33 protein-coding genes are annotated in these 26,970 nt (G+C 62.7%); 19 read left to right on the top strand and 14 right to left on the bottom strand.

The features are described from left to right. Nucleotides 1-57 precede the first annotated feature (57 nt). Both htpG and MLE27_RS10065 read right to left on the bottom strand, forming a co-directional pair. Complete coding sequence (htpG, locus tag MLE27_RS10070; RefSeq protein WP_243311939.1) at nucleotides 58-1,959, bottom strand: molecular chaperone HtpG; 1,902 nt, start codon at nucleotides 1,957-1,959, stop codon at nucleotides 58-60. Between the two features lie 77 nt (nucleotides 1,960-2,036). After that, nucleotides 2,037-2,279 (bottom strand): FmdB family zinc ribbon protein, encoded by a 243-nt coding sequence (locus tag MLE27_RS10065; RefSeq protein WP_243311938.1) that lies wholly within the window; start codon nucleotides 2,277-2,279, stop codon nucleotides 2,037-2,039. Nucleotides 2,280-2,438: 159 nt separating this feature from the next. Between MLE27_RS10065 and MLE27_RS10060 the strand changes: the two genes are divergently transcribed. The 5 genes from MLE27_RS10060 (at nucleotide 2,439) to MLE27_RS10040 (ending at nucleotide 6,884) form a co-directional block, all read left to right on the top strand. Then, the gene (locus MLE27_RS10060) at nucleotides 2,439-2,855 is read left to right on the top strand and encodes an Hsp20/alpha crystallin family protein (protein ID WP_243311937.1); all 417 of its coding nucleotides are present in this window, start codon (nucleotides 2,439-2,441) and stop codon (nucleotides 2,853-2,855) included. Nucleotides 2,856-2,870: 15 nt separating this feature from the next. Next, nucleotides 2,871-3,236, top strand: coding sequence for an Hsp20/alpha crystallin family protein (locus tag MLE27_RS10055; protein ID WP_243311936.1), 366 nt, complete (start codon nucleotides 2,871-2,873; stop codon nucleotides 3,234-3,236). A 161-nt stretch (nucleotides 3,237-3,397) separates the two neighbouring features. Next, nucleotides 3,398-4,258 (top strand): bifunctional methylenetetrahydrofolate dehydrogenase/methenyltetrahydrofolate cyclohydrolase FolD, encoded by an 861-nt coding sequence (folD, locus tag MLE27_RS10050; protein WP_243311935.1) that lies wholly within the window; start codon nucleotides 3,398-3,400, stop codon nucleotides 4,256-4,258. 52 nt (nucleotides 4,259-4,310) lie between these two features. Continuing rightward, entirely contained in the window at nucleotides 4,311-4,844 is a 534-nt protein-coding gene (locus tag MLE27_RS10045) for a YbhB/YbcL family Raf kinase inhibitor-like protein (protein ID WP_243311934.1), read from the top strand. Between the two features lie 1,464 nt (nucleotides 4,845-6,308). Continuing rightward, nucleotides 6,309-6,884 carry a hypothetical protein gene (locus MLE27_RS10040; protein WP_243311933.1) on the top strand — a complete coding sequence of 192 codons (576 nt, stop codon included), beginning with the start codon at nucleotides 6,309-6,311 and terminating at the stop codon, nucleotides 6,882-6,884. A 153-nt stretch (nucleotides 6,885-7,037) separates the two neighbouring features. On the opposite strand, the gene MLE27_RS10035 is transcribed toward MLE27_RS10040, so the two are convergent. Beyond that, nucleotides 7,038-8,009: a hypothetical protein gene (locus tag MLE27_RS10035; protein ID WP_243311932.1), complete on the bottom strand. Its 972-nt coding sequence runs from the start codon at nucleotides 8,007-8,009 to the stop codon at nucleotides 7,038-7,040. Nucleotides 8,010-8,185: 176 nt separating this feature from the next. Between MLE27_RS10035 and MLE27_RS10030 the strand changes: the two genes are divergently transcribed. From MLE27_RS10030 to MLE27_RS09995, 8 genes are all read left to right on the top strand, one after another. Further along, nucleotides 8,186-9,088, top strand: coding sequence for a hypothetical protein (locus MLE27_RS10030; RefSeq protein ID WP_243311931.1), 903 nt, complete (start codon nucleotides 8,186-8,188; stop codon nucleotides 9,086-9,088). Nucleotides 9,089-9,119: 31 nt separating this feature from the next. Further along, a complete protein-coding gene (locus MLE27_RS10025; protein WP_243311930.1) occupies nucleotides 9,120-10,076 on the top strand; it encodes an SU10 major capsid protein in 957 nt (318 codons plus the stop codon). Nucleotides 10,077-10,127: 51 nt separating this feature from the next. After that, entirely contained in the window at nucleotides 10,128-10,511 is a 384-nt protein-coding gene (locus tag MLE27_RS10020) for a hypothetical protein (RefSeq protein WP_243311929.1), read from the top strand. Nucleotides 10,512-10,523: 12 nt separating this feature from the next. Next, nucleotides 10,524-11,183: a hypothetical protein gene (locus MLE27_RS10015; protein WP_243311928.1), complete on the top strand. Its 660-nt coding sequence runs from the start codon at nucleotides 10,524-10,526 to the stop codon at nucleotides 11,181-11,183. A gap of 933 nt (nucleotides 11,184-12,116) precedes the next feature. Then, nucleotides 12,117-12,755, top strand: a complete 639-nt coding sequence (locus tag MLE27_RS10010) for a hypothetical protein (RefSeq protein ID WP_243311927.1) — start codon at nucleotides 12,117-12,119, stop codon at nucleotides 12,753-12,755. Between the two features lie 94 nt (nucleotides 12,756-12,849). Further along, nucleotides 12,850-13,407, top strand: a complete 558-nt coding sequence (locus MLE27_RS10005) for a hypothetical protein (RefSeq protein ID WP_243311926.1) — start codon at nucleotides 12,850-12,852, stop codon at nucleotides 13,405-13,407. A gap of 113 nt (nucleotides 13,408-13,520) precedes the next feature. Continuing rightward, complete coding sequence (locus MLE27_RS10000; protein ID WP_243311925.1) at nucleotides 13,521-13,661, top strand: DUF5309 domain-containing protein; 141 nt, start codon at nucleotides 13,521-13,523, stop codon at nucleotides 13,659-13,661. Nucleotides 13,662-13,714: 53 nt separating this feature from the next. Continuing rightward, a complete protein-coding gene (locus MLE27_RS09995) occupies nucleotides 13,715-14,014 on the top strand; it encodes a hypothetical protein (protein ID WP_243311924.1) in 300 nt (99 codons plus the stop codon). A 54-nt stretch (nucleotides 14,015-14,068) separates the two neighbouring features. Here MLE27_RS09995 and MLE27_RS09990 read toward each other — a convergent pair whose 3' ends face one another. The 5 genes from MLE27_RS09990 to MLE27_RS09970 all read right to left on the bottom strand — a co-directional run bounded on the left by MLE27_RS09990 (nucleotide 14,069) and on the right by MLE27_RS09970 (nucleotide 17,781). After that, a complete protein-coding gene (locus MLE27_RS09990; protein WP_243311923.1) occupies nucleotides 14,069-15,430 on the bottom strand; it encodes a protein kinase domain-containing protein in 1,362 nt (453 codons plus the stop codon). Beyond that, nucleotides 15,427-16,164, bottom strand: a complete 738-nt coding sequence (locus MLE27_RS09985) for a metallophosphoesterase family protein (RefSeq protein ID WP_243311922.1) — start codon at nucleotides 16,162-16,164, stop codon at nucleotides 15,427-15,429. Before MLE27_RS09985 ends, MLE27_RS09990 begins: the two co-directional genes overlap by 4 nt. Then, nucleotides 16,161-16,541 carry a response regulator gene (locus tag MLE27_RS09980; RefSeq protein ID WP_243311921.1) on the bottom strand — a complete coding sequence of 127 codons (381 nt, stop codon included), beginning with the start codon at nucleotides 16,539-16,541 and terminating at the stop codon, nucleotides 16,161-16,163. The genes MLE27_RS09985 and MLE27_RS09980 overlap by 4 nt, the downstream gene beginning before the upstream one ends. 118 nt (nucleotides 16,542-16,659) lie before the next feature. Next, nucleotides 16,660-17,004: a DVU0772 family protein gene (locus MLE27_RS09975; RefSeq protein ID WP_243311920.1), complete on the bottom strand. Its 345-nt coding sequence runs from the start codon at nucleotides 17,002-17,004 to the stop codon at nucleotides 16,660-16,662. Between the two features lie 66 nt (nucleotides 17,005-17,070). Further along, nucleotides 17,071-17,781: a DVU0298 family protein gene (locus MLE27_RS09970; protein WP_243311919.1), complete on the bottom strand. Its 711-nt coding sequence runs from the start codon at nucleotides 17,779-17,781 to the stop codon at nucleotides 17,071-17,073. Between the two features lie 239 nt (nucleotides 17,782-18,020). Here MLE27_RS09970 and MLE27_RS09965 point away from each other — a divergent pair, with 239 nt between their 5' ends. Genes MLE27_RS09965 through MLE27_RS09945 form a run of 5 tightly spaced genes read left to right on the top strand, consistent with a single transcriptional unit; the run spans nucleotide 18,021 to nucleotide 19,678 of the window. Beyond that, complete coding sequence (locus tag MLE27_RS09965) at nucleotides 18,021-18,509, top strand: transglycosylase SLT domain-containing protein (protein ID WP_243311918.1); 489 nt, start codon at nucleotides 18,021-18,023, stop codon at nucleotides 18,507-18,509. Then, nucleotides 18,506-18,988: a thermonuclease family protein gene (locus MLE27_RS09960; RefSeq protein WP_243311917.1), complete on the top strand. Its 483-nt coding sequence runs from the start codon at nucleotides 18,506-18,508 to the stop codon at nucleotides 18,986-18,988. The genes MLE27_RS09965 and MLE27_RS09960 overlap by 4 nt, the downstream gene beginning before the upstream one ends. Continuing rightward, nucleotides 18,985-19,161 (top strand): hypothetical protein, encoded by a 177-nt coding sequence (locus MLE27_RS09955; protein ID WP_243311916.1) that lies wholly within the window; start codon nucleotides 18,985-18,987, stop codon nucleotides 19,159-19,161. The genes MLE27_RS09960 and MLE27_RS09955 overlap by 4 nt, the downstream gene beginning before the upstream one ends. Before the next feature lie 7 nt (nucleotides 19,162-19,168). Then, nucleotides 19,169-19,423 (top strand): hypothetical protein, encoded by a 255-nt coding sequence (locus MLE27_RS09950; protein ID WP_243311915.1) that lies wholly within the window; start codon nucleotides 19,169-19,171, stop codon nucleotides 19,421-19,423. A gap of 42 nt (nucleotides 19,424-19,465) precedes the next feature. After that, a complete protein-coding gene (locus MLE27_RS09945) occupies nucleotides 19,466-19,678 on the top strand; it encodes a hypothetical protein (protein ID WP_243311914.1) in 213 nt (70 codons plus the stop codon). A 40-nt stretch (nucleotides 19,679-19,718) separates the two neighbouring features. Here the strand turns inward: MLE27_RS09945 and MLE27_RS09940 are convergent, their stop codons facing one another. Further along, entirely contained in the window at nucleotides 19,719-19,856 is a 138-nt protein-coding gene (locus MLE27_RS09940; protein WP_243311913.1) for a hypothetical protein, read from the bottom strand. 380 nt (nucleotides 19,857-20,236) lie between these two features. Here MLE27_RS09940 and MLE27_RS18165 point away from each other — a divergent pair, with 380 nt between their 5' ends. Beyond that, a complete protein-coding gene (locus MLE27_RS18165; RefSeq protein WP_243311912.1) occupies nucleotides 20,237-21,112 on the top strand; it encodes a GGDEF domain-containing protein in 876 nt (291 codons plus the stop codon). Here MLE27_RS18165 and MLE27_RS09930 read toward each other — a convergent pair. The 5 genes from MLE27_RS09930 to ftsA all read right to left on the bottom strand — a co-directional run bounded on the left by MLE27_RS09930 (nucleotide 21,099) and on the right by ftsA (nucleotide 26,947). After that, the gene (locus MLE27_RS09930; protein ID WP_243311911.1) at nucleotides 21,099-21,809 is read right to left on the bottom strand and encodes a hypothetical protein; all 711 of its coding nucleotides are present in this window, start codon (nucleotides 21,807-21,809) and stop codon (nucleotides 21,099-21,101) included. The two genes, MLE27_RS18165 and MLE27_RS09930, sit on opposite strands and share 14 nt — an antisense overlap. Then, nucleotides 21,802-22,218 carry a hypothetical protein gene (locus MLE27_RS09925; protein ID WP_243311910.1) on the bottom strand — a complete coding sequence of 139 codons (417 nt, stop codon included), beginning with the start codon at nucleotides 22,216-22,218 and terminating at the stop codon, nucleotides 21,802-21,804. Before MLE27_RS09925 ends, MLE27_RS09930 begins: the two co-directional genes overlap by 8 nt. Nucleotides 22,219-22,412: 194 nt before the next feature. Then, nucleotides 22,413-24,062, bottom strand: coding sequence for a radical SAM protein (locus MLE27_RS09920; protein ID WP_243311909.1), 1,650 nt, complete (start codon nucleotides 24,060-24,062; stop codon nucleotides 22,413-22,415). Between the two features lie 207 nt (nucleotides 24,063-24,269). After that, the gene (gene ftsZ, locus MLE27_RS09915) at nucleotides 24,270-25,652 is read right to left on the bottom strand and encodes a cell division protein FtsZ (protein ID WP_243311908.1); all 1,383 of its coding nucleotides are present in this window, start codon (nucleotides 25,650-25,652) and stop codon (nucleotides 24,270-24,272) included. A gap of 62 nt (nucleotides 25,653-25,714) precedes the next feature. Beyond that, complete coding sequence (gene ftsA, locus MLE27_RS09910) at nucleotides 25,715-26,947, bottom strand: cell division protein FtsA (RefSeq protein WP_243311907.1); 1,233 nt, start codon at nucleotides 26,945-26,947, stop codon at nucleotides 25,715-25,717. Between the last annotated feature and the right edge of the window lie 23 nt (nucleotides 26,948-26,970).

The following is a 26,970-nucleotide window of genomic DNA, read 5'->3' as shown; positions in this document are numbered from 1 at the left end:
AAAAAACCGGAGCGCCCTCACGGGCGCTCCGGTTTTTTGTTTCAGGGGGAGACAGTGCTAGCCTTTCTTCTTGAGCCCCGCGTACCAGCCGCTGGCCTGTTCCAGGATGGAGTTGATGCGCCCCACCATCTTGTGCGGGTCGGAGAGATACCCCTCCAGCAGCAGCGCGGATTCGTACAACTGCGTGGTGGCCTGCTCGATGAACGGGTCGGCCGGGTCCGCCGTGTGGATCTCCAGCAGGTTGCGGGTCAGCGGGTGGTCCGGGTTGACCTCCATGATCTTGGGCGGGATGGACTCGTCCTTGCTCATCAGGCGCATGATCTTCTGCATCTGGGAGCTGCCGCCCTCGGCCGAGACCAGGCACGACGGGCTGGACTTGAGCCTGGTGGAACGGCGCACGTCCTTGATCTTGTCGCCCAGGATTTTCTTCATGTCCGCAAGCAGGGCGTCCAACCCGCCGGACTGCTCCGTGGTGAGCGGTTCCGGGGCGTTGGCGGCCGGGGCCACGTCCTCGAAGGGGTCCAGGTCGGAGGCCTGGGCCTGCTCGGCGGACTTGAAGCTGAACTCCTTGAAGGTGTGCAGCGACTCCAGCATGAACTCGTCGATGGGCTCGTACAGGTAGAGCACCTCCACGCCCTTGCGCGTGAACATCTCCAGGTAGGGGTTGAGCTCCACGGCCTCGCGGCTGGGGCCGGAGACGTAGTACACGGTCTTCTGGCCCTCCTTGGCGCGGCTCACGTAGTCCGCCAGGGAGGTCAGCCTGCCCGGGCCGTCCAGCGCGGAGGAGTCGAAGCGCAGCAGCTCGGCCACGGAATCGCGGTTCAGGTAGTCGGAGTAGCCCAGCTTGAAGATCTTGCAGTGCTCCTTCCAGATCGCGGCGTAGCCGTCGGGGTCGGAGGCGGCCTTCTTCTTCAGGCGGGAGAGGATCTCCTTGGTGACGGCCTGGGCGATGCGCCGCAGCACGGCGTTCTGCTGCAAGGTCTCGCGGGAGATGTTGAGGGGCAGGTCCTCGGTGTCCACCACGCCGCGGCAGAAGCGCAGGTATTCCGGCAGCAGCTCGGTGGCGTCCTTGGCGATGAGCACCCGGCGCACGTAGAGGTCCAGCCCGCGCTCCAGCTTCTGGAAGCCCATGTAGTCCTCGGCCTTGGCGGGCACGAACACCAGGGAGGAGAACTGCACCGGGGCGTCCACGTTCATGTGGATGGTCTCCAGCGGAGCCTCGTCGTCGTGGGTCAGGAAGGTGTAGAACTCCTTGTACTGCTCGGCGGTGACGCTGCTCTTGGGCTCGCGCCAGATGGCGGGCACGGTGTTCACGCGCTCGCCGTCCACCAGGATCGGGAAGGAGATGAAGTGCGAATGGCGGTTGATGACGTCCTTGAGTACGTCCGGTTCGGCGAACTCCTTGGCGTCGTCCTTGAGGTGGATCTCGATGGAGGTGCCGCGCTCCACCTCGCCCTCGGCGGGGATCAGCTCGTAGCCGCCCAGGCCGTCGGAGATCCAGACCCAGGCCTGCTCGCCGGGCGCGGCCGGGCTGGTGGTCAGCACCACCTTGCGGGCCACCATGAACACCGAATAGAAGCCCACGCCGAAGCGCCCGATGATGGAGCTGGCCTTGGACTTGTCCTCGCCCAGGGCGTTGATGAAGTCTTCCGAGCCGGAATGCGCGATGGAGCCGATGTTCTCCACCAGCTCCAGCTCGCTCATGCCCACGCCGGTGTCCGTGATGGTCAGCACGGCGTTGTCCTTGTCGGTGGCGATGCGGATCTCCAGGGGCAGGTCGGGCGCGGCCACCTGGTCGCCCCGGCTCATCTGGAAGCGCAGCTTCTCCAGGGCGTCCGAGGCGTTGGAGACCAGCTCGCGCAGGAAGATCTCCTTGTTGGTGTAGACCGAGTGGGTGATGATATCGAGCAGCTTGACGATATCAGCCTTGAACTCGCGCTTGATCGCATTGTCGGACATGGCTGTCTCTGACTCCTTGGGGATGTTCTGTGATGATTCGTGTCGTTCCGGCCGGACCGGCCGGGCGCCTAGGGCGCTCAGGAAAAGCCGCCCGAGCCGCAGCCGCCGCCCAGGCCGCCCCCCGGGCCGCCCCCCGGGCCGCCTGAAGAGGGGCCGGAGAGGCCGGGGCCGTCGAGGCCGTGCGGGCTTGGCGCGCTCATGAGCCTGACCACGTCCTGCGAGGCGCAGGAGGGGCAGGCGGGCTTGTCCGCGGCGGACGCATGCCTGATTTCCTCGAACCTGCAGTAGCAGGCGCGGCACTGGTATTCGTATATGGGCATGGGATTCTCCTGGCCGATTCCGTCGACAGAATAGAATAAACAGCGCAAAGGCTCTGTCAAGGCGCAAAGCCCCGCTTTTTTACGCTAAAATGAATGCTTGACGGCCCCTGATCGGTGATTATCGTCACAATCGAAACACCGTTTTGAGGAGGAATCCGCATGGTCATCGACTTCAGCCCCTTCTTCGGCGCACAATCGCCCCTTGAGCGCGTGTTCGAGGCTATCTGGTCCCCAACGCTGCCCATTTCCCAGCGGCCCTACGCCTACCCGCCCCTGAACATCTCGGAAGACCAGGACCGCATCCTGGTGCACTGCGAGATCCCGGGAATGGACATCTCCGAGATCGACCTGAGCCTCACCGACTCCTCGCTGGTCATCAAGGGCGAGCGCCAGCCCGCCAAGGGCAAGTACTACAGGCAGGAGCGGCCCACCGGCGCGTTCCAGCGCGTGGTGAACATCCAGTCCCCCATCGACCGCGACAAGGTCAGCGCCAAGATGAAGGACGGACTCCTGGAGATCGTGATCCCCAAGTCCGACGGCGCCAAGCCCAAGAAAATCTCCATCGACATCGCCTGATCCGGAGGAACACCCATGAGCGACATCCGCAAGACCGAAGAGAAGGGCTTTCCCAGGGTCAAGCCCGCCACGGACATCGTGGAGGCCGAGGACGGCTTCTACATCTACATGGACATGCCCGGCGTCTCCAAGGAGGCCCTGGTGATCGACCTCAACGAGGACGAGATCAAGGTCTCCGGCCGCAGCGCCTACCCCGCGCCCGACGGCGAGAAGCTCATCCACGTGGAGTTCGGCAACGGCGAATACTACCGGGGGTTCACGCTCTCGCACATCGTGGACAAGTCCCGCATCAGGGCCACGCTCAAGAACGGCGTGCTGGAGCTGCACCTGCCCAAAGCCGAAAAGGCCCAGCCGCGCAAGATCGACATCCAGATGGGTTGAACGGGCAACGCATCATCGTAAAGGCCGGGGCAAACGCTCCGGCCTTTTTCGTGCCCTTGGCCGGATTTGCATTGGCGCGCGAATTGTCTTATCCGGGTTTTCCGGGTCCGCCTGGATTCCTCCCGTCCGGCGTCCGCAATCCATATCAGGAAGGTACCGGCATGCAGCTTCTCGACGGGAAAGCCACAGCACTGAGCATCCGCCAGCAACTGGCGCAGGAGGTCGCGGGCCTGGCCGCCAAACACGGCCGCCCCCCGCACCTGGCCGTGGTGCTCGTAGGCGAGGACCCCGCCTCCCAGGTATACGTCCGCAACAAGGAGAAGGCCTGCGCCGACGCGGGCATCCGCTCCAGCACCCACCGCATCTCCGCGCAGACCACCCAGGCCGAGCTGGAGACGCTCGTCTCCGGCCTCAACGCCGACGACGGCGTGGACGGCATCCTGGTGCAGGCCCCCCTGCCCAAGCACCTGGACATCCTGGCCGTGCAGGCCCTGGTGGCCCCCGAAAAGGACGTGGACGGCTTCCACCCCATGAACGTGGGCAAGCTCTGCATCGGCCTGCCCTGCCTGGAGCCCTGCACCCCGGCCGGCGTCATGGTGCTGCTGGAGCGCTACGGCATCTCCTGCGCGGGCAAGCGGGCCGTGGTCATCGGGCGCTCCAACATCGTGGGCAAGCCCATGGCGCTGATGCTCGCCCGCTCCACGCCCCTGGCCAACGCCACGGTGACCATCTGCCACTCCCGCACGCCGGACCTGCCCGGAGTCTGCCGCGAGGCGGACATCCTGGTGGCGGCCATCGGCAGGGCGCGCTTCGTCACCAGGGAGATGGTCAAGCCCGGGGCCGTGGTCATCGACGTGGGCATGAACCGCACGGACACCGGCCTCTGCGGCGACGTGGACTTCGAGGCCGTGAAGGAAGTCGCATCGGCCATCACCCCGGCCCCCGGCGGCATCGGCCCCATGACCATCGCCATGCTCATTTCCAACACGGTGAAGGCGTTCACCATGCGCAAGGGCGCGTAACCAAGCCCCGGCCCCCACGCGCCGGCCCGGGCAGTACAAAGGGCGGGAGCATATGGCGGGAACGACCGCGAAAATCCTTCTGGCCGCGCTGGCCCTGCTCCTCTGGGGCGGGGCCGCCGGGGCCCGGACACTCACGCTTTTAAGCCCCGCCTTCAAGGACGGGGACAAGATGCCGCGCAGCGCCGGTTGCGACGGGGGCGAACGCTCGCCCGCGCTGCAGGTCGCGGGAGCGCCCGAAGGCACGCAGACGCTGGCCTTGCTGGCCTCCGAGATGGACGGCGGCAAGGCCAGGGCCACGCTCTGGATGGCCTGCAACATCCCCCCCGCGACGCAGGCCATAACCGAGAACCAGCCCCACGCCCGGCAGATGAAGCCCGAGGGCGTGCAGGTCAGCCTCCCGGGGGGGAAACCGGGTTACTCCGGCCCCTGCCCCCCTGCCGGTGCCACGCGCCAGGTGATGATCGAGCTCTTCGCCCTGGACGTCAGCCTGGACCTGCCGGAATCGGCCACGCGCCAGGAGTTCCTGCTGGCGCTGGAGGGGCACATACTGGCCCGGGCCAAGCTGACGGGGAAATACAAGAAGTAGCTGGAGCGGATGGAAAGATGACGCAAGGCCGGGAAACCGGCCTTTTTTTTTGTAGTCCTGCGCGTGCGGGTACAGAGGAGGATTTTTAACTCACAGAGATGGCAAAGCCACGTACCGCCTCTGCTTCACCATCCATAATTTTCATGCCAGTACCATCTTGCAACGTGGCTGGTGACCGTCATTAAGGCAAATAAAACACCGGCGGCGATCACAACGCGCCACCATGTTACTTTTTGGCCACTGTAGTTCCCCCGTGCTGTTATCACGTAGCCCCAAACAGCCAACCAAAGCAGCACGGCAAAGTAAGAGAACACGCTGCTCCTGATTGTTTCGAGCAGACACTCAACACTCCAACACATTGTACACCTCCACACTCCAAACTAACAGACAAAGCTCTTAAACGCTACATAATGCTCATTTAAATATAAAATTTCATATTCCTCAAATCATCCGCAAACCAAAATAACGATAGCGCACGACAATAACAACGCGCCACTGAAAAACCCGAGGTAATATTTCCTGTCCGGCCTTCTCACCCTATCCACGTAATCAAAAGCAAACAAGAGCACAAAGCAAATCAGCGTCTACATTATTACTTTTACTGCATGTTCCATCAACCACCTCACAACAAATCAAATTTGCAGATCAGTGAATTGCATGCAAACAATTCTTAAACAATGAATTATAAAATTGCACATGCACAATCCACACTATCTAACGACATGGCTTATCAGTGTTCTTCTCACAAAAAACGCCACACACCAAAAGACAACGAACCGGACTGACACACCATACAGTTGATCCTCGCGCTTGGATTTTCGGATGTACAGCACCACCCAGAAAATGAAAAACGCAAAAAAGTAGAATACGATATCTTTCCTCACTGTTTCCAGCAAACACTCGAGTGTCCAGCACGTCATTTCCCTGCCCCTTATCTCGTTCCGGCCTTTCGGTTGACGTATCCATACCAACAATACGATCTATATGCGATATCACTTACGAACTTACCTTCTCGCAAGCAACCCTTTTCAAACTCACCCCATCGCCAGGCTTCACGCGCTCGTTGCCCACCCGGCCCAGTGCCCCCAACTTGTTTCAACTTTCTCCCCACATATCCCTATGTGGGGTGCAAAATAATCCATCCTGACTAGGCTCCGGGGATCCTCCGCCTTCGCAGATGCGGAATCCAACAGGAGACACCCCGATGCGCCAGCCTATCCCTCCCACCCCCTTGGCCGACAACCGCCCGGAGCAAGCCCCGGATGCAGGCCCAGGCACGCCCGCCGCCGGTTCGGGAAGCTCCGTCCACATCGAGCGCGAGGCTCGCGCCGACGACGAACGCCGCCGCTGGCGGTCCCGCGCGGCCTGGACGCCCCGGATCTTGCGCCACAGTTCCGCCTGGAAGTGACGGGCCGCCATCGCTGGAGAACCCTGGTCAACCTCAACCACAGGATGGAAAGACAGATGAGCGAGAGAACTGATGATCCCGGATTCCAGGATTACTCCTGGACAGACGACGTGAACCACACCCTCGGCCCCCTGGAGGTCAATCCCGGCCCGTCGCAGGCGGCTCCGGGCTACAACCCGCAGGGAAATGGTGACCCAACTCAGCCCTTTGACCCCGATGCCGCCATCATCCGCGCCCCCAAGGAAGGCGAAGGCGGATGGAACAGCCGCATGCCCTACAACAAGTATATGGAGAACCCTTTTGTCCAGGCCTTCTCAGGTTTCGCAAAGGGGATCGTTCGTGGCGTCGGCTTGGAGGTCCACCCGAGCCTGGGCTATGACACACCCATTGAGGAGAGGGTTAGCGGCCTGACCAAGGCGTTGCATCCGGGGCTGGATGCGCCGAAGGCGCTAACGATGGCGGTCCTTCAGGCATCCGGCACCCCTCTCACGGATGAACAGCGGCAAGCCAAAGCCGAAGGTCTCTTAAGCATGGGTGCCAGGTACGTTCCAGGGCCAGCCAGTTCTTTGTACAACGTACTCAATAAATCAAAGAACGCCGTCGAGGGGCTAGACTCCGTAATGAGGCCGTAGCCTACCCCCACGCCAAGAGCAGGTGCTCCGCAAAAGGAGCCCTGCCAAACAACTGCTGCGGCCGGACTGATTGTCAGCGGCCGCAGCACATCGCCTATTCAAGGCCACAACAAATGCTAAACGCACCATTACAACCAAATTGAAAAATCATATCTAAATGACAAACTTCGCCATGCGCTCTTGCACTGCTTTAAAGAGCATCTCCATCCGCCTGCACAGCTCTTTATCCCTTGCATTGACCACAGAGCATTGCTTCTCAAAATTTGTCAGCATCGACCTATAACTCCTGAACCTTTCTTCCAGCAACACGCGGACGATCTCATTGTCTTCCTCTGCATATTCAGTTTTGCGCTGAACGGCATCCAAGCGAGCCTTGGCGACAACCAGCATATAAATATCGGCAACTGAGATCGTCAGGCTTGTGACGCTGCGCTGTGATTGCCTGAACAGGCTCAGATAGTCCAATGAGGCAGGCGGTAAGCCCTTTTCTGCTTCGGCCACTTCAACAAAGTATCGTGCTGCTGCTTCATTGACCTGATCGACGGCACCAGCCAAATCAACCACATCCTTTGGCAGATCACCTTTGCCATATGGCTCATCCTTCAGATGCATTCTGAGAAAATCACCTGGCCATCCGCCGTATGCCGAAACCAAATCCTGTATTGCCGGCACCATCTTTTCTGCCACCTGTCTCAGCTTTTGGTTTGATACCGCTCCAATGCCCGCCATGGCCTTTTCAGCCATCTGAGGCACAGGCCCCGGAAACCTATTGAGAGCGTCAGCGTACACAACGGGTTTGGTTTTCATATCCAAGGCGATACCCGCCTCAACCCTGGCCGCGAAGAGCACATCCTGCGCCAACTCAGTGAATCCAACCAGCCCCCAGATCTCTGAAGTGACTTCATTCAATGCAAAAGCGTCTTTATTGTTATCGCCTTCCGGCAATTCAAGGGCTTTCGCGCCTTCCATCGTCGTGTGAATCGCCTCGATATCCGCAGTTGTGCGTTTGAAGAAGTCTATCCACTGTTGCCTTACCCCGAGCAGGTCAGTCTGTTCCGATGCGCTCACCGGTGACACCGCCACCAATCCCAGACACAACAAACCAAGCACGACACGCCACACCATATTTGCTCCTTTCGGCTCCGCCTACGCCCGGGCGCTCGATGGCCGCCTCAAAGTTTTTTCAACTTTTTACCCACATAGCCCTATGTGGGGTGAAATAAAAAACCGCCTGCATACAATTCGGGGAATCTTGGCGCGGGATGCCAGGAAACAAACCACCCTCACAGGAGGAACCCCGAATGCCCTATCCCACCATGTCCGGCCCCGCCGGGCAGCAATCGTCCGCCGACGGTCAGGCCCGCAACGAACTGGCCTACCGCCGCTACCTGGAGCAGCTCGCAGGCTTCGCCCCCGGCGAATCAGAGCTTCCCGACGAGGAGATCCAGCGCAGGCGCGCGCTGGCTCAGGATGCCGTCCAGCCCGCCCAGGCCGCTCCCCGCAACCTGCCTCCCCAGCCCGTGGCCGCCGCGCCCGACGCCCTGCGGTCCGCCTTGGCCCAACTGGCCGCGCGCCCCGGCATGATCGAACACCTGGAAGGCATCGACATTGACGGCGACGGCCTGCCCGACATCCCCCTGGGGCCGCCCCCCATGAACCCCATGGCCCGCGCCCAGTGGCAGGCCGCCATGGCCAACCGCCAGCGCCGTGGGCAGGAGCGTCAGGTCCGCCGCGCCCAGCGCAAGGTCCTGAACAACCAGGTCATGCTGGCGGTGCTCAAGGCCAACGACCCGCTGTTCGCGACTACCTACAACAGGCTTGCGAGTTACATTCAGAGGATACCCGAAAAGATTCAGCGCGTCTATTTGGAGGCGGTGGACCGCACTCCGGGTGCGTTCCTGGATCTCTACATCCACCTGCGTACCGCCATCGAATACGACCTGAGCAAACCGGTGAACAATGCGATGCCGCAGGATCGGCAGCCTGACGAAACCGATCCCCGCGCGCGCATCCGCCGCGCCGTGGCCGGTCGCATGGCCGCTCCCGCCCTGGAGAGCGCTGGCGTCCTTGAAGAACGCCTGGGCGGGGCCGCCCGCTCCACCGAATTGGCCGAGCTCAAGGCCCGCGCCAAATCCGGCCGCGCCCGCGAGGGCGACCTGCTGCGCTACCTCGAACTCTCCATGAATTCCGGCTCCGGCCGCTAACCTGTAACCTCTACAAGGAGAAAGATACGCAATGGCTGATTCCCTGACTTCCTACTACTCCAATTCCGGCGCCGGTGTGCGCGAAATGAAGGACACCCTCTTCTCGGACGTGGAGAACGTGATCCAGACCGTCACGCCCCACAAGACCCCCTTCATCGCCTCCATCGGCACCGGAAAGGCCAAGAACGTGCTCCACGAATGGCTGGAGGACGAACTCAAGACCCCCACCGGCTCCAACAAGGCCATCGAGGGCGCGGACGCCGTGGCCACGGCCCGCACCGCGCCGGTGCGGCTCTCCAACTACTGTCAGATCCTTGAGGACACCTTCAAGATCTCCGGCACCCTGGACGCCGTGACCCCGCTCGGCCGCCAGCGCGTGAAGCAGTACGAGATGGACAAGAGCTTCCGCTACCTGAACACGGAGCTGGAATACGCGGCCTTGAACAACGCCGCCGCCAGCGCGGGCGACGCGGGCACCGCGCGCCAGATGAAGGGCCTGGAGGGCTTCGTCTCCACCAACGACAAGAGCTACGCCAGCTACAACGCCACCAACGACTTCTCCGAGGCCAAGCTGATGGAGATGTCGCAGGCCTGCTACGAGGCCGGGGGCGAGCCTTCCGTGATCCTGGTGGGGCCTGTGCAGGCGCGCAAGATCGCCAACTGGAACCAGGCCGGGCGCATCACGGTGAACACCAACGCCTCGGAGCAGACCCTGGTCATGGCCGTGATGGTCCTGGAGACCCCCTTCGGGCGCATGAAGGTGACCATCGACCGCTACCTGGCCAAGGACGACGACACCGGCACCAAGTACGACCGCGTGTACGTCTACGACCCGTCCCGCTGCTCCATGGCCTTCCTGCGGCCCTTCAAGTGCGTTGACCTGGCCGCCACGGGCGACTCCGTGAAGTGCCAGTCCATCGTGGAGGCCACCTTCGTGATGCACAACGAGAAGTCCGCCTCCAAGTGCAAGAAGTGCGCGACCGACTAACCGACTGACAAACCAGGGGCGGGCCGCAAGGCCCGCCCCATAGGACAGCCTATGATCGAACACCGCATCACCCTCGGCGAGGAGGAGCTGCAAGCCAGCGCCACCCAGAACAACCTGCCCATCCTCATGCTGACCAAATTTCTGCGCAGCCTCCCGGAGGACCAGCGCGCCTTCTTCAAGGATTGCCGCATCGAGGCGGTGATCCCCTTCTACATGCCGCGCGGCGACTTCAAGGAGAACGTCCACGCCATGAACATGGACCAGGACCAATTGGACTGGCTGCTGCGGGAGCGCCCCGAGTTCAGGGCCTGCGACGATACGGCCAACATAACCCTGGCCACCGGGGGGAAGGTAGTGTCGTGCGGGACGGCCATGACGGAAGGCAACGACGGCGCGCTGGCCGGAGACGGTTCAACCTGTAACGAGAAGCTCTGAAGGAGGAGCATGATGAGCGAAAGAATCGATGACCCGAATTTCTCGGACTATTCCTGGCTGGATGACGAGAAGCGTCTACATGACGCCTCAGAAACGCCCGCGCCGCAACCCTCGACCAGCGTGGAGCAGGCATTGGAGCAGATGCCCAAGACCCTCACCTACCGGGATCTGGCCGTGGCGCATTTGCGGAAGATGGATGGGCAGGGGCAACAGCAAGACGATGTCGGCCCCCCTGAGTTCAAGATGGTACCGGCTCATACAGTGAACTCTGGCCAACAAGAACAACAGCTCCTCGACTTCAGGTCCCACCCTGATTTTCCATCAGCTCAGGAAAAGGTGGCTGGTGAGAAAAGGTTTGCACTCGATGGAGATGAATATTTCCGGTACGGAGGTGCTTTGTACAAATCACAGAATGTGATCCCAAACGTGGGCAGGAGGTTGGACTCTACGGAAGCAAGGCAAGTTGAAGATGAAATGGCCAGGCGCAAGATGGACGCACCGCTTCAAAGCGCAGACAGTCCGATTGATGCCACAGCAGCAGCAATTGCAACAAGCGGACTCTCTGTTCTCAGGGGAGCTCCATATGCGACGAGCATTGCAAAAGGCGCGATGACCTTCGGCTCCACCTCCTTGAAAGGAATTTTCAATAACTCATTTTCAGGGAACAAGTAATCACTTTACTTGGGCGCAGCATTGCAGAAAATGCTGCGCCCGAGACATACTGCATGGCAAATTTCTGGCCACCATCCAGTCGAACGGCTCAACAAAAATTACTTCTTAAACAAATGCAAAATAGCATAAAACACGGTGCTCCACAGTTCAAGCTCAATGATTTTTTCCAATATGCGCTTAAGAATCTTCACTTCAGCCCACCCGTAAAGCTATTACCATTTTATAGTGGTGGCCAATCAGCAACTTGTCCTGGCGATTTTCGGGATTTGCTTATCGGAAAATTGCCCAACAAACTGTAGTTAAATCACGATTCACAGTTCTGAAAACGTCATCTCCTGCACATGTTTTCAATCACAAAGTAAAACAACACAAACTGAGCTGTAAACAGCAGCACATCGTAAACATCCTTCATGGAAAGGAAAGATCTACCTACCATGAGCAGCCGCCATTGTAATATTTTTCGTACAAGAAGAACAGGACTACAAACCCAAACTCCGCTAAAAATATACCGCGGACTTCCTTCCGAATCATCTCTGCTTTTTCTTTTGAACCCATCTCAACTCACCAGCAATCTTTTATATAACAACACCAATCCATACCCGAGTGCACAACTAACTGCGATATTCGCGAGTCCAAGTGCAAACTCCCTAAGCATACCCCCCCACCGCCGATACTTAATAAGTGTTATCTGACAACACGCTAATATTCGGAAAATTTTGTCGCCGTCAAGTAATTATCCTATCGACGCGCCTTGACCGATGTACTGTTTCGCGAGCGGCCCGAGTTCAGGGCCTGCAACGATACGGCCAACAACACCCTGGCAACCGGGGGGGGAAGGTTATGTCGTTCGGTACGGCCTTGAGCGGCGGCAACGACGGTGCGCAGGCCGGAGACGATTCAACCTGTAACGAGAAGTTCTAAAGGAGGAGCATGATGAGCGAAAGAATCGATGACCCGAATTTCTCGGACTATTGCTGGCTGGATGACGAGAAGCGTCTCCATGACGCCTCAGCTACACCGCCCACCTTTCAAGACAACGTCGAGGGCTCGGAGAACCCTGGCGATGCTCGCCCGATGCCCACGGAAGAAGCATCCGAGGCTGAGCGGATGAATAGAGGGCAACAAAGGGCCGACTTCGCCCGTAGTGAACTGGCAAGCAATCCGGAGAAATGGGCTGAAGGACCCCGATGGAGTTTCAAATCCTATCCGAAATGCAATGAATTCGCCTACGAAGCGCATCTAGCGGGCGACCCTCTCGGGGCTGGTTTTCCGACCGTGCTACGCGACAGAAACCCTGGCAATCCTTTCCGCCGGGATTATTTCAAGCCCACGGTGGACAACCTTGCCGACCCTGAATTTGCACCAAGCACCCTTGAATACCATGATGACGTCAACCTGGCCAAGCCAGGAGATATTGTTGTCTGGTACGGCAATGGCAACCACCATAGTGCCATCGCGACTGGAGACGGAAAGGTTATTTATGCAGGTCACGAAGGTTTAAAGGAGAACACCATCCGATCTGCCAGCGAATCTTTTCCAGGCGCAACTCCAATCATAAGGAGATACAAATAGCCAACTAACTTTGTTCGCATGGAAGGCGAACATCTCCTTGACGCCTTCCAGGTGCATAATCTATTTATGAATAAATAACCAAGGATGGCAACTTATGAACCAAGCCCAAAGCGAGTCTTGCCAAAATCATTTCCCTTATAAATATATACACACAGCAACGCTAGTCATAGCCAATGTCGTATCAATGTGCCTTGCGCTGGTTTTCATACCATCTACGTGGAAAATCAGCTCACAGTTTTTATACAAGCATGAATTTGTTACATGCTTTATACTTACACCTGCAATTACATTTTTTGACACTGCAAAAATATTGTCTAAAAATAACGTAGCGTTAAAAAACGTCACCTCTGGCGCGTTATTAGGCCTCCTGGCACCACCACTCGTCCTTCTGGAGTCTTGGTCACCCTTCGTACTCAAACATTTCGGAATATTTGAAAACCGTGCTTCAAAGTTAGTGCTTGAATCGTTTCAGGAAGATTTGACGGGATGCCTCACTGCATTAGTACCTGCCGCCGTCACCGGCGCACTACTTGGCATTCTCATACATTATTACAATAAATTGCTTATCTTTATCTTCCACAACGCCATACTTCCCACATTACGATCGTTCACAAGTTGGTTCAACGACGTCCTGAACAGCTACAAGAGATAGGATGCCTTAAGAGACAAGCAAAACATCCTCAATTTTCCCCCTCAGGGCGGCGTGCCCAAAGCCACCCACCTCGATTCGCCGCCTCTCAGTCTACTACCCCCCCCCGCTGCTCCATGGCCTTCCTGCGGCCCTTCAAGTGCGTTGACCTGGCCGCCACGGGCGACTCCGTGAAGTGCCAGTCCATCATGGAGGCCACCTTCGTGATGCTGGGCGAGAAGTCCGCCTCCAAGTGCAAGAAGTGCGCGACCGACTAACCGACTGACAAACCAGGGCGGGCCACGGGGCCCGCCCCCTTAAAGGATACCCGATGATAGAGCACCGCATCACTGTCGGCGAGGAGGAGCTGCACGCCAGCGCCACCCAGAACAACCTGCCCATCCTCATGCTGACCAAATTTCTGCGCCGCCTCCCGGAGGACCAGCGCGCCTTCTTCAAGGATTGCCGCATCGAGGCGGTGATCCCCTTCTACATGCCGCGCGGCGACTTCAAGGAGAACGTCCACGCCATGAACATGGACCAGGACCAGCTGGAGTGGCTGCTGCGGGAGCGGCCCGAGTTCAGGGCCTGCGACGATACGGCCAACATAACCCTGGCCACCGGGGGGTAAGGACGGACTCGACTGCCGCTGATGCCGAGAGGAGTGACAGAGCCCGCTGGCGGCTCAACAGGCCGTTCGCACGGCCCGCACCCATCTGCGGCAGGTGTGCTCGGCCCAGGCGAACGCTCCAAGTTCCATGTCCGCGAACCAGGCTTGCGTATAGGCGCGCCTATCCGCGCTCCAGAGCAGCCGCATGGCCGTCTCGAACGCCGGGTCGGCGCAGTGGGAGGTGAATTCGGCAGGGGGCCGCATGGTGGAGGCCAGCTCCGCCACGGTGGGCAGCCGCCAGGTGCCGGACCCGTCGAAGCGGCGGGAATTGAGCTCGGCCACGTACTCGTGCGCGCCCGCCCAATCCAGCGGATAGGGGCTGCCCCCGCGCTGCCACACGAGCCCATGCGCCGCGTCCCGCACAGTGTTGCCCAGGGGGGCGAGCCCTTCCGGCGCGTAGCATTTCGGCCGCCAGAGCTCGTCCAGCTCCAGCAGGCCGCCCGTGTCCTTCCCGAAAGCCTTCAAGGGCTCGGCGCGCAGCCTCTCCCCTGGGGCGGGCCTCGGGCACAGCGGCGTCACGCTTCCGGCTTCCTCCAGGCGGCAGGCCTGTTTCAGGCGGGAGCGCCACTCACCCAGCAGGGCCTCGACCTCCTCGGCCATGCCCCTTGCGCTGCCGGGCCTGCGCTCCGGGTCGGGGTGCAGGGCGCGCTTGAAGAAGGCGTCCCACTCGGGGTCCATGTCCTGCGAGGCGCGGCTGGGCAGGCCCTCGCCCTTGAGCGGCCACTCCGGGAGGACGCCCGTGAGCATCCGGTAGAAGGTCACGGCCACGGAATAGAGGTCCGCGCAGGGCTTCACCGAGGCCGGGTCGCGCTCCTGCTCGGGCGCGGCGTAATAGGGGGAACCGACCTTCAGGCCGGGCGCGCGGGAGAGGGATTCTCCGCGCACCCGCGAGAGGCCGAAATCGGTGATCTTGATCTGATCCTCATCGGTGATGAGCAGGTTGAAGGGCTTGATGTCGCGGTGCACGATGCCCGCGTGGTGCAGGCGGGCCAGGCCGTCCAGGGTCTGCAGTGCGTAGCTGGCGGCGCGCGGCAGGGGCAGGCGGCGGCTTGGGAGCTCCACCTCGGGGCGCTCGCCCAGCACCTGCCCCAGGTCGCGGCAGAAGTACTCCATGAGGAAGAAGGGCCTGCGCCCGACGTGGCCGTAGTCCCACACGGCGGCGATGTGGGGGTGGTTGAGCCCGGCCAGGGTCACGGCCTCGGCCTCGAACTGGCGGCGCAGTTCGTCCATTCCCACCAGGGTGCGCAGGAAGGGCGTGGGAGCCAGCAGCTTCAGCGCCAGGATTTTGCCCAGCGCGGGCACGCGCACCTTGTACACCGCGCCCATGCCGCCGCGACCCAGCAGCCCGAGCACCTCGTAGCGGCCGATGCGCCTCACAGCGGTTCGTCCGTGAGCCGCTCGGCGTAGGTGGCGGGCAGGCCCGCGGCGACGATCTTTCGAGCGGCGCATTGGGCGTCGTAGGCCACAAAGCGGACGTCCAGCTCCCTGGTTGCCGGGTTGTAGACAACATACTTGGCGTGGCAGTCCCCGTCGCGGGGCTGGCCCACCGCGCCGCAGTTCACCAGGTGGCGCGCTCCCGAATCCAGCACGCGCTCGCCGCAAACCAGACGCTTGCTCGAATACCCCCCGTCCGGCCCGAGGCTCACCAGCCGCAGCAGGTGGGTGTGCCCCACGAAGCTCACGGGCTCCTTCAGATTCTCCATGATGGCGCGAACTTCCGGCTCGTCAGTCTGGAACAGATATTTGTCGACGCTCTGCGGCGGCATCCCGTGGACCAGACGGCAGCCGTCGAGGCTCAGGAACCGCGGCAATCCGGCCAGCCACTCCAGGCTCTCGGCGCCGAGGTGTTCGCGCGTCCAGCGCACCACGTCCCAGGCCACGGGGTTGAAGCGCTTCGCCCTGCCCTCGTCGCACACTCCTGCCTCGTGGTTGCCCTGTACGGCCAGCGCGCCAAGGGACCGCACGCGCGTTACCACGGCCTCGGGGTCGGCCCCGTAGCCCACCATGTCTCCCAGGAATATCAGGGGGCCCTGCGCGCCCGTGACGCGGATGTCGGCCAGGACGGCCTCCAGGGCTTCGAGATTGGCGTGGATGTCCGAAAGGACGATCATTGGCGCGCGGCCAGCTCCAGCACGCAACGGACGCGGTCGGCCAGTTGGTCCAGGTCCACCGGTTTGTGCACGAAGCCGGAGCAGCCCGCTGCCCGCGCACGCGAGCGGGTGGCCTCGTCGGCGCAGGCCGAGACGAACAATGCGGGCACGGGGTGGCTGCGCCGGATGACTTCCAGCGCGTCGATGCCGTCCATGCCGCCTTCCAGGATAATGTCGAGAAGGATCACGTCGGGATGCAGCTCACTTGCGAGGCGGACGGCCTCCTCGCCGTTGTGGGCCACTCCGCAGACCGTGTGGCCGAGCCGCTTGAGCTTGAAGCACAGATCAAGGGCGATGATGCGCTCGTCTTCCACAACCATGATCGACGCGGGTTTCATTACCGCCTCCATCGTTATTTCGGGTACGGCCGAGCTTTCATTATCGTCGTGAGCCCTCATCCCGCAATAAAAAAAGGCCGGGGACCCGGCCTTTTTCCATGAAATACTTGTTAGGTAATCAATTATGCATTTGCGTGCGCAGCCAATCCTTGATCTCGGGGGTCGGCGGATAGATGCCCTTGTTGAAGCCCACATCCTGCATGAAGTGCTCCCGCAGGTGCGCGGGCAGAGGAAGCACAGCCAGTTCCTTGGCCTCGTCGCAGGTGCGATGGATGAGCATCAGCTTGGGCTCAGGCTCCCACGTGCTGACCACGAAATAGGTGGTCGAGTCGCTACGGTGTCGTACCGGCTTGAACTCGCCCAGCCAGCAGTTGTTGCCCCATTCGAGATAGAGGGTCACGGCGGCTTCCGGGGTCATTTCCCAGTCAACGTCATGTTCCTCGAAGCTTCTGAGTTCATCCATGGCTGTCTCCTTGCCGTTTGAATAAACAGGATGATAAATTTCTTAATAATCATTCCTGCCACAGCGTCAAGGAATTTTCTTCAGGGCCTCCCTGGCCAGCGCCGCCACGCTGGTGCGGGCGAGGCTTCCGTCACGGTAAAGCTCCACCGGTGATTCGTCGCCCGAAAGCGCCTCCAGCACGCCGCTCACGGCCTTCACGCGCGCGTGGGCGTACTTGAGCATGGGGCCCACCCCCCAGGCGGCCAGGGCCCGGCTCTCCGGATCCTCGCTGGCCAGGGCCAGGGCCAGGTCGTCGAAAGCGGTCATGGTCAGCTCGGGCCTGTCCTGGGCCAGGCGCGCGAGCCCCCAGTAGGCCCCGCAACGCAGCGGGCAGAGCTCGAGGTAGTTGTCCCCGGTCTTGCAGTCGCGCTCGTTGATGTAGGAGGCCAGCACCTTGTGGAACTCCTTGGCCAGGTCGGGCTGCTTGGCCAGGATTTCCCCGAATGCCTCCGGGATGCCCCAGGCGATGTTGCCGGACTCCTCGTTGAGGCGCCACATCAACTGGCGCACCAGTTGGCGGGCGTCCTCGGGCTTGGCCTGGTACAGGCGCGCCACCACGGCCCCGAATGCGGTCACCGCACGCCAACGCACCAGTTGGTCGGGCTCCAGCAGGCAGGCGAACAGCGGCCCCAGCAGTTGCTTTGCAGGGATGGATTCCAGCGCCGCCAGGCCCTGGGGCCAGTCGTCCCCGGCCAGCACCTCCAGCACGATCTTCCGTATTTCACGCAGCTTGCCCATGGCAGCTCCTTCTTCCGGTTTGTCTTTTTCTACCATGCGCGCCCCTGCTTTGCCAGGGTTTCCCCCCCGCTGCACATGGGCCAGAATGTAAATGGCCGCATGCCCCCATGTACCGTTTACACCAAACGCGCCTTGCCTATGATGCACCCCACGACACGGCGCGCCGGGCGGGACCGCTCACAGGATGCCCGGCCAGGGCGCGCCGTTCGCGCTTGGGAACATCGCAAGGAGAAAACACGATGACCGAGCAGGAGATGCTCATCGAGAACGCCGCCAAGGCCTGGGGCCTGCCCCCGGAACTCGTGGCGGCGGTGGTTGGAGTGGAGTCGGGAGGCAACGCGTGGGCCTTCCGGTTTGAACCCGCGTACTACGCGCGCCACGTGGCCAACGACGCCTCCGTGCGCCCCAAGGCCCCCTGCAGCCTGGACTCCGAGCGCCAGGCCCTGGCCACCTCCTGGGGGCTGATGCAGGTCATGGGCGCGACGGCCAGGGGCCTGGGTTACCAGGGGCCGTTCCTCTCAGCCCTGACGGACCCGGCCACCGGGCTTGAATACGGTTGCAGGCTGCTGGCACGGCTGCGCGACCGCCTGTGCGGCAAACACGGCTGGCCCGGAGTGGCCGCCGCCTACAACGCCGGTTCGGCGCGCTTCGCCGCCGACGGCTCGTTCGTGAACCAGTCCTATGTGGACAAAATCGCCCGCGCCCTCGGCGGGAAGTGGCCCCAATGAAGAACATAGCCAGACGAGCCCTGCCCGGCCTCATGGCCCTGGGCCTGATCCTCGCCGCTAGCGCCGCGTGGGCCTTCGAAGGAACGGTCCAGCGTGTGGCCGACGGCGACACCATCACCGTGGAGGGCGTGCACGTGCGCCTCTTCGGCATCGACGCCCCCGAACTCGCCCAGCTCGACGGCCGTGAAGCCAGGGATTACCTGAGCCACCTGGCCCTGGGCAAACGCGTGGACGTCCGGGAAAAGGACATTGACGCCTACGGGCGCACCGTGGCCGTTGTCCTGCTACCGGACGGATCGGAACTCAACTCCGAGATGGTGCGGGCCGGGCACGCCTGGGTGTACCGCAACTACTGCCGCCCCTGCTATGGGCTGCGCCTGGCCGAAACGGCGGCCAGGCTTCGCGGGCTGGGCCTCTGGGCCGACCCCGCGCCCGTGCCGCCCTGGCAGTGGCGCAAACACCACAGGAGAAACAAGTGAACGCCAAGAAGTGGTACGCTTCCAAGACGATATGGACCAACCTCGCAGCCCTGACCGCCGTCGGCGTGCAGGCCGCCGTGGGAACCAGCGTGATGGACCCCGCCCTGCAGGCCGCCCTGCTGGCCGTGACCAACACGGCCCTGCGGCTCTTCACCGCGGAGCCGGTCGCGTAGGGCCCCCGTGAACGACAACCTCAAACCCCTCGTCAGGGAGGCCATCAAGGAGGCATTGGAAGACGGCGCCCTGCGCCAGGACTGCTGCGCCGGGTGCGATCTGGCGCCGGGCGAACACGCCCGGCATCACCAGATGCTGCGCGGGGCCTTCTCCCTGCGCACCCAGCTGTTCAACGCCGTCGTCACCTCGCTGGTGGGCGGCGGGCTGGCCTGGCTCGGGCTGGCCGCGTGGGAACGGCTGGTGCGGCAGGCGGTGAAGTGACGCATGCCCGGAGCGCGCAGAACATCGGCCAGGCGCAAGCCGGTGTGCCAGCGTGCAGCCGCACTTCTCTCGGAGAAGGTGCTGGACGTGCTGGAGCGCCTGCTTGAAGCCGAAGACGACAAGGTGCAACTGGCTGCGGCCAAGGAGATCAAGGACATCGCCCGGCAGACCGCCGAGGACGCGCCCGCGCCCAAGGACGGGCCGGGGAGGGTGTTCGTGGTGACCGGAATAGACCGCAAGCCGGGAGGGCAATAAACGGCCGGGGGGCGAGAGCCCCCCGGTTTTTTTGTGATATCTACCAGCCGTAATAGCGGTGCGGATGGGGCTTGTGGCGGTACACGTAGCCCGGAGGAGGAGCGTAGTAGTAGCCGGGAGCCACGTACACCGGGGGCGGCGGGGGCGGGGGCGCGACATAGACCGGGGCTGGCGCCACGTAGACGGGAGCCGGCGGCGCGGGATTGCCCACCGACACGGAAACGCCCCAAGGGCTAACGGACAACGAACCATACGCGAACGCCTGGGAAGAAACGAGGCAGACGAGTACGGCGGCGAGCAGCAGGCTTTTCATGACAAGTACCTCCGCCCCTGCCCTATCATATCCCGTGCCAGAGATTACCACTTCAATATCATTGTTTATTTCTTCAACACACTTTGAGGCGGTTACGAATTTTGCCCATCAATGACGAAATCTGCGCACCTGAGCGGCGTGAAACCGACGCACCCGCAGGCGTTGACAGCCCAACGCTTGCTCTGTAGGGGTCACTTGAAAATGATTTTCAAAATCATATCCGCATTCCCTGCCCGGAGGTATTGGTGAGCCCCCATCTGAAACTGGCCTGCATCCTGGCTGCGATCATGGTCACCCCGTCGCTGGCGGCCATGTCCCTGCTGGAGGCGGGCAAGGCCTCCTCCGCCCTTGCCCTGCTGGCCCTGCACGCCGCGTTGGGCCTGGCGCTGCTGCCCTTCCTCGCCAAGGCCATCCTGCGCTTCGTCGTCTACCGCGAACTGGAGGAGCTGAGCGTCTTCTCCGCAAGGCTGCGGCGCGGCGGCCTGCCCGAGCCCTTTGCGCTGCCCGTCGAGGCCGAGGACGAGCACATGCTCATCCGCCTCAAGCGCAACCTCAACTGGATGCTGCACCTGCTGGAGGACCGCGAGAAGCGCCTGCTCTGGAGGCTGGAGGAGACCGACAAGATGCGCCGCGACATGGAGGACCTGAGCCGCCGCGACCCCCTGACCGGCCTGGGCAACCGCCGCGCCTTCGAGGACGCCCTGGCCCGCACCGGCTCCGAGGCCTTCCCCGAAAGGCACCTGCTGCTCATCGACTGCGACAAGTTCAAGCAGGTCAACGACGCCCACGGGCATCAAGCCGGGGACGAGGTGCTGCTGGTTCTGGCCGGGATACTGCAGGACAGCGTCCGTGAAGGGGTGGACCAGGCCTTCCGCCTGGGAGGGGACGAATTCGCCGCGCTGCTGTGCTGCCGGGAGCTCCAGGCCCGGGACGTGGCCGAGCGCATCCGCATGCGCTTCAGGGACGTGAACGGACGGGGCTCGACGCTTTCGCTGGGGCTGACCTCGGTTCGGTCCGCCAGTGAGCCAGGCGGGGCCGCTTTTGAAACGGTGGTGGCTAGGGCCGATGCGGCCCTGTACGCCGCCAAGGGGTCGGGTGGGGACAGGGTCAGCGTGGGGTAACGCCGACAGCCGCAATCGACCTGAGCCTCTCGCGCACGAAGCGGGCACGTTGCTGGCTCGCCTGGTCTCCCGGCAGATGGCAAGTTATCACAGGCTCTGTCGCATCCTTCTCCAGAAGCAGTCGCGCGCATTCGGCTAAGTATTCCTGGAGCGCCGCTTCCGACGCTTTGATTTCGTCGACAATCCCTGCGCGACCGTCGAGCACGGCGATGATATCCTCCATGTCATGGCTGGAATCATACTCTCCTGCGCCTCGAACTTGAAACGCCTCCCACTTCGTCCCCAGAAAATACGGCCCCGTAACCGCCCAGAACGGCTTACCGTCCACTTCCACCCTTTGAGCGTTGCGAACGGTGTCAGGATACCATCGGTTCGCGAACCCGAGGATGTCTTCATTTGTCGGCATGACGTCCAGAATCACCCCGCCTTTCTTCCACCTGCAAATGACTCCTTCCTCGCCGGACTCCACGAATCCCTTGTCGCGCAGGCGCTCGCAAAATTCATAATGCTCACGCCTAGATAAAACCTCGACGATAACGTCGACGTCCAGTGTCGGGCGAACATCCGGGGCAGCAGGGTCGGTAATGAGCAGGGCCGTTGCGGCTCCACCGACAAGAACAACTTCATGCGCCAAATCCCCCAGGGCCGAGATGGCGCTGACCACCAATTCGAGATTCCGCACGCCGTGCCTAGTCATGATGCTCCAGCATATCCGTTAAGATATTCTCGCCCATTTTGCGCTCCCGGATTCGTCCCGCCCTGATCGCATCGAGAGCACTGAGAGCCCTGTACAGTCCTTCATCCTCCCGAACTGCCAGGGGAACAGTTTTGTACATGGGAGAAAATGACAATCCCCGGTGTTCCCCTTGCGGGTCCGGCCAAACAAACGACTCGTCGCCCATTTGAAAGTGTTCACGCAGTCCGGGCGCAGCAAATGCGGTCGGCACACCCCTCGTCATGCCTCCGATCTCGGGGGCGTATGCGTATTTGACCCCGTGAATCAGGAATTCGACCAAGGATTTCCGGTTGGGGCGTCTGATTTCCAAATCAAACAGCCGGGCTTGAACGGCACGTTTGATCCCCTTGTGGATTTCGGAAGGACTCATGTGCAACTCATACGCTAGCTGGTTGTACGACCAGTCATGCAAGGAGGGCAGGCTCGACTCCCGCGACCTGCCGGATAGGGAGGTCAGGCTCAACTTGAGCAGAATCACTATGTCTTGGGGCTTGAGATACATGAGTCATTCGCTATTCGCGAATCGCGAACAGAGCAAGCAATTTTTTAACAACCGCCACGGCCTCACACGCCCCAGGAGCAAGCCTCGCAGCGCCCGCAGGGTTCGTCCGGACATTTGGGGCTGCGGCGGCCCTGCTTGTAGCGCTCCCACTCGTCCCAAAGCGCCTCGCGGCTCACGCCCACGTCCACGCATTCCCAGGGGAACGCCTCGTCACGGCCGCGCTCGCGGTCCAGCACGTTTGCGGCGTGGGCCGCGTATTCCTTCATGGCCGCGCGCCAGCCTTCCCGGGCCGCCAGCAGGGTCATGGGGGCCAGCTCCTCCCCTCCCCTGGCCAGCAGGCCCTGCACGCGCGCCCAGAACGGCTTCTCGCCCTCCAGCCGCACCCCGCGCAGAGGCTTGACCACGGACGCCATCCAGGCCTGGCGGGCCTCCAATGCCTCCTCCGAGGCCATGGGCGCCCACTGCATGGGGGTCCAGGGCTTGGGCACCAGCGGGTTGACCCCGAGGGTCATGTGCCCGATGCCCTTCTTGCCCGACCCCACCTTGCCCGCACGGCAGACCTCGGCCAGGAAGCGCTCCAGCTCGGCGTAATCCTCGTCTGACTCCAGGGGCCAGCCCATGATGAGGTAGACCTTGAGGTGGTTCACCCCGCGTTTGGCCGCCAGTTCCACGGCACGCAGGAAAACGTCCGGCTCCAGGTTCTTGTTGGCCATGCGCCGGATGCGCTCGCTCGGCCCCTCCAGCGCCAGCGTGAGGGTGCGCAGGCCCGCGTTGCGCAAAATATCCAACAATTCCTCGTTCACGCCGTCGGCGCGCACGGAGGACAGCGTGTACTTGACCTTCTCAGCCGCCAGCCAGCGCAGGAAGCCGGGCAGCTCGGGCCAGTCCGTGAGGGCGGTGCCCACCAGGCCCACCTTCTTGGGGCGCACCTGGGCCACGATCTCCCGCAGGTCCTCCACTCGGGCCTGCCGGGGCGGGCGGTACACGTACCCGGCCGCGCAGAAGCGGCAGGCGTGGGGGCAGCCCCGGTTGACCTCCAGGAGCAGGGTGTCCTTGAATTCGGCTTCGTTGCTCACGAAGCTGGAGCAGGCCGGGTCGGCCAGCACGCGCCCGCCCGGCGGCACCACCCGGCGCACCGGCGTGGGCGAGAGCCCTGGCACGTACATGCCGGGCATCCCCGCGATCTCGCGCAGGACTTCGGCCTTGCCAGCGCCGCCGAGGATCATCGTGGCGGCGCGCTCCAGAACCGGGATCAGCCCGGCCTCGGCCTCGCCCACGAACCAGGCGTCCAGGATTGGGGAAAGCGGCGCGGGATTCAAAAAGGCCAGCGGCCCGCCACCCAGGAGAAGGGGGTAGCCGGACCGCTGGCTCGCAAGCGGGGGGATGCCGGAGGCTTCCAGGGCCAGGGCGAGAACCGCACCGTCCAGTTCGAAAGCCAGCGAGAAGGCGGCCAGCGGGAAGGCGTCCAGAGGGGAGGACGTATCCTGCGACCTTGGAACGCCCTTCCCTGCGGAGAGGAAGAAACGCTCCGTGACCAGCCACGGGCTCTGTTCGGCCAGGCGGTATACGGCCTGCCAACCCAGTGCGGACAACGCCGCGCGCACGGCGCCAGGGTAGGCGAGGGCCACCGGCAGCCTGCCGCCGGGGTCCGGCAGCGAGGGCTCCTGGCCTCTGAAATAGACGGTGCGGTTCGCCGCGCCCTCCTTCGACACGCCTCTATCCGTGCCCGGCGGGGGGGATCGTCCCCCGGGCCAAGCGGACAGCGGGGCTGCCTGAATGCCTCATCGTTCTCATGATCCGTTCCATGCCGGGCAGCGCGGGCCGCACCGGCTGCCGCCGGATGCGCCCTGCATCGCTGGCTGCGGTTCGCACCGCATCCCGCCCCCCATTCCGGAGGGCGGCCCTGTCCGGCTTGCGGCCTAGTCCGCCTGCATGCGGATGAAGGCCGGCACCTCGAACTCGTCCTCGTCGAACACGAAGTCCTCCGAACCGGGCGAGTGGTTCCTGTACTGGGCGATGCCCGCCGAATCGGGGCCCTTGCGGCCCTTGCGCAGATACGCCGGGATGGTCAGGTCGCTGTGGGCGGCCAAGGCGCGCTCGGCGCGGTTGGCGGGCTGCTGCTGCGGCGGCAGGTCGCGGCGGGGGCGCAGCTCGTCGTGCCCGGCGTAGGGCTGGTGGCCGGAATTGTGCGCCGCCTGGTGGACAGGCTGCTGCACCGGCTGGTGCTGCTGCACGGGCTGCTGAACGGCCCTGGGCTGGGGCGCGGGCTCCACATGCTGGTTGACGGCCCCGGCCACGGCCGGGTGCACGCTCACCTTGGAGGCCTGGTTGCGGCTCATCTCGGCGGCGCTCTCGATGCCCGTGGCGATCACGGTGATGCGGATCTCGTCACCGGCGTTCTCGTCGAACACGGTGCCGAAGAAGACCTTGGCGTCCTCGTGCACGGCCTCGGTGATGGCGGAGGCGGCCTCGTCCACTTCCTCGATGGTCAGGTCGGGCGAGCAGGTGATGTTCATGAGCACGCCCTTGGCGCCGTCGATGGTCACATCCTCCAGCAGGGGGCTGGTGATGGCCTTCAGGGCGGCCTCCTTGGCGCGGTTCTCGCCGCGGGCCACGCCGAAGCCCATCATGGCCAGGCCCATCTCGCTCATCACGGCCTTCACGTCGGCGAAGTCCAGGTTGATGAGGCCGGGGACCATGATGAGGTCCGAGATGCCCTTCACCGCGTAGTAGAGGATCTCGTCGGCCTTCTTGAGCATCTCGATGAAGGCGGCCTTCTTGGAGGCCATGGTCAGCAGGCGGTCGTTGGGGATGGTGATGATGGAGTCCACCTGCTCGCGCAAGAGCGCGATGCCGCGCTCGGCGGCTGCCATGCGCTTCTTGCCCTCGAAGAAGAAGGGCTTGGTGACCACGCCCACGGTGAGGGCGCCCGCTTCCTTGGCGGCCTGCGCGATGACCGGGGCCGCGCCGGTGCCGGTGCCGCCGCCCATGCCCGCGGTGACGAAGACCATGTCCGCGTCGCAGATGGTCTTGCGGATCTGGTCGATGGATTCAAGCGCCGCGTCGCGGCCGCAGTCCGGGTTGGCGCCCGCGCCCAGGCCCTTGGTCAGCTTGTCGCCAAGCTGGATCTTGAACTCGGCCTTGGACTTGTTCAGCGCCTGGATGTCCGTGTTGGCGGTGATGAACGTCACGCCGCGCAGGGCCGAACAGATCATGTTGTTCACGGCGTTGCCGCCGCCACCGCCTACCCCGACCACTTTGATGCGTGCGTTGGATTCGAAATCGATGTCGTAAATGTCCATGTTCCCCTCTCCTTGCGATTGCAAAAGATCCCCCTGAATGTTCATAACCCTGTCCCTCGTTTCTACTTCACATCCACGAACCATTTCCGCATGCGGCCGAGGATGCGATTGAACACTTTTTCGTCCGAGCGGATGCGGAAGCGCTTCTCCACGCCTTCCTTCTCCGCGCCGTACATCAGCAGGCCGACCGCCGTGGCGTACATGGGGCTGTTCACCACGTCCTTGAGGCCTCCCACGCGCAGGGGGAAGCCCACTCTCGTCGGCAGGTTGAAGATCTGCTCGCCGAGCTCCTGGATGCCCTCGATGAGCGCGGTTCCACCCGTGAGCACGACGCCCGCGGCGATGGCGTTCTTCAGTCCGGACTTGACCAGCTCCTGGTCCACCAGGGCCAGCATCTCCTCGATGCGCGGCTCGCAGATCTCGGCCAGCACCTGGCGGGAGAGCCTGCGGGGCTCGCGGCCGCCCACGCTGATGACCTCGATCACCTCGTCCTTTCTCACCAGGTCGGAAAGGGCGCAGCCGTACTTGATCTTGATCTTCTCCGCGCTTGCCATCGGCGTGCGCAGGCCGAAGGCGATGTCGTTGGTCAGGTTGTTGCCACCCAGGGCCAGCACCGAGGTGTGCTTGATGGAGTCGTTGGAGAACACGGCCAGATCCGTGGTTCCACCGCCCAGGTCCACCAGGGCCACCCCGATCTCGCGCTCCTCCTCGGTGAGAACCGCCTTGGAGGAGGCCAGGGCCTCCAGCACGATGTCCGCCACATCCAGCCCGGCGCGATGGCAGCTGCGCACGATGTTCTGCGCCGAGGTCACCGCGCCGGTGACGATGTGCACCTTCACTTCCAGGCGCACGCCGGCCATGCCCAGCGGGTCGGCGATGCCGCGCTGGTCGTCCACGATGAACTCCTGCGGCAGGATGTGGATGACCTCGCGGTCCAGCGGGATGGCCACGGCCTTGGCCGCGTCCAGCACGCGCTCCACGTCCTTCTGGGTGACTTCGCCGCCCTTGACGGCGATGACCCCGTGGGAGTTGAAGCCCTTGATGTGGCTCCCGGCGATGCCCGCGTAGACCGTGCGGATCTCGCACCCGGCCATGAGCTCCGCCTCTTCCAGGGCCTTCTTGATGGAGGCCACGGTCTGCTCGATGTTGACCACCACGCCTTTGCGCAGGCCCGTGGAGGGCGCGGTTCCGATGCCGACGACATCCACGCCTTCCGCGGACAGCTCGCCCACCACCGCGCAGATCTTGGTGGTGCCGATATCCAATCCGACTATGAGTTCCGAAGACTTGGCCATTGCGGGTCCCCCTCGCTCCTTGC

The sequence above is a fragment of the Fundidesulfovibrio agrisoli genome, assembly GCF_022808715.1.
Taxonomy (GTDB): Bacteria; Desulfobacterota; Desulfovibrionia; order Desulfovibrionales; family Desulfovibrionaceae; genus Fundidesulfovibrio; species Fundidesulfovibrio agrisoli.
The sequence above is the reverse complement of the archived record's forward strand: the minus strand, read 5'-3'. Positions and strand labels throughout refer to the sequence as shown.